Genomic DNA, 1431 nt, shown 5'->3' on the forward strand with positions numbered 1-1431 from the left:
TGTTGCGTCCAGGGAAGTGGTGTACGGGGGGCTTCGGCCAGCGTGTCGTAGCCGGGTAGAAGGCGGTCATCGCGTGATCCTTCGAAACGACAGGTCAAGTCACTCGAAGGAGAAGCAACGCGATGACCAAGCACTACCCTATCGATGTTGAGCAGCTGCTCGATGAGCAACTCGCCGCGGCGAGCCCAGATTTGCTGCGCGGCCTACTGTCGACGTTCATCCAGGCGTTGATGAGCGCGGAAGCTGACGCGCTGTGCGGAGCGGGCTACGGCGAACGCAGCGAGGCACGCACGAATCGACGCAACGGGTATCGTCCCCGTGATTTCGACACCCGGGCGGGCACCATCGAGATGGCCATCCCCAAGCTGCGCTCCGGTAGCTACTTTCCCGATTGGCTCTTGCAGCGCCGCAAACGGGCCGAGCGGGCGCTGACCAGCGTGGTGGCGACCTGCTATCTGCTGGGCGTGTCCACTCGGCGGATGGAGCGGCTGGTTGAATCCCTCGGCGTGACAAGCCTTTCCAAATCTCAGGTCTCGGCCATGGCTACCGAGCTTGACGAGGCCGTCGAGGCGTTTCGCACCCGCCCGCTCGATGCCGGCCCATACACGTTCGTCGCCGCGGACGCGCTGGTGCTCAAGGTCCGCGAGAACGGCCGCGTCATCGGGGTGCACACCCTGATCGCCACCGGGATCAACGCCGAGGGCTACCGCGAGATCCTCGGCGTGCAGGTGACCTCCGCCGAGGACGGAGCGGGCTGGTTGGCGTTCTTTCGCGACCTGGTAGTCCGTGGCCTGTCCGGGGTCGCGCTGGTCACCAGCGACGCCCACCCGGGCCTGGTGGCCGCGATCGGCGCCACCTTGCCCGGAGCCACCTGGCAGCGCTGCCGCACCCATTACGCGGTCAACCTGATGTCGGTCACCCCGAAATCGTCTTGGCCGTGGGTGCGCACCCTGCTGCACTCCATCTTCGACCAACCCGACGCTGAATCCGTTGTTGCCCAATATGATCGGGTACTTGACGCGGTCACCGACAAGCTCCCGAAAGTCGCGGAACACCTCGACACAGCACGCGATGAGCTGCTCGCCTTCACCGCTTTTCCCAAGCAGATCTGGCGCCAGATTTGGTCGAATAATCCACAGGAGCGCCTCAATCGAGAGGTTCGGCGCAGGACCGACGTCGTGGGCATCTTCCCTGACCGCACCGCCATCATCCGCCTCGTCGGCGCCGTGCTTGCTGAGCAACACGACGAGTGGATCGAAGGCCGCCGCTACCTCGGTCTCGACGTTCTCACCCGAGCCCGCGCCGTACTGACCAGCACCGACGAAACCACCACACACCAGCCCACCACAACACCAGCCCTGACCGCCTAAACTGCCAGCCGAAGGGTCACGCGATCGAGCGAACTCTTACACCACGCCTCCGGACTTGGCC

Annotated in this window: 1 protein-coding gene; it reads left to right on the top strand. The window is 64.8% G+C overall.

The features are described from left to right. The first annotated feature begins 122 nt into the window (after window positions 1-122). Window positions 123-1370 carry an IS256-like element IS1407 family transposase gene (locus tag AWB95_RS18610; protein WP_085168502.1) on the top strand — a complete coding sequence of 416 codons (1248 nt, stop codon included), beginning with the start codon at window positions 123-125 and terminating at the stop codon, window positions 1368-1370. Window positions 1371-1431: the final 61 nt, after the last annotated feature.

The sequence above is a fragment of the Mycobacterium celatum genome, assembly GCF_002101595.1.
Taxonomy (GTDB): domain Bacteria; phylum Actinomycetota; class Actinomycetes; order Mycobacteriales; family Mycobacteriaceae; genus Mycobacterium; species Mycobacterium celatum.

What these genes read in the sequence shown, in the direction of transcription:
- AWB95_RS18610 (WP_085168502.1), top strand. Translation starts at nt 123, where the DNA reads ATGACCAAGCACTACCCTATCGATGTTGAGCAGCTGCTCGATGAGCAA.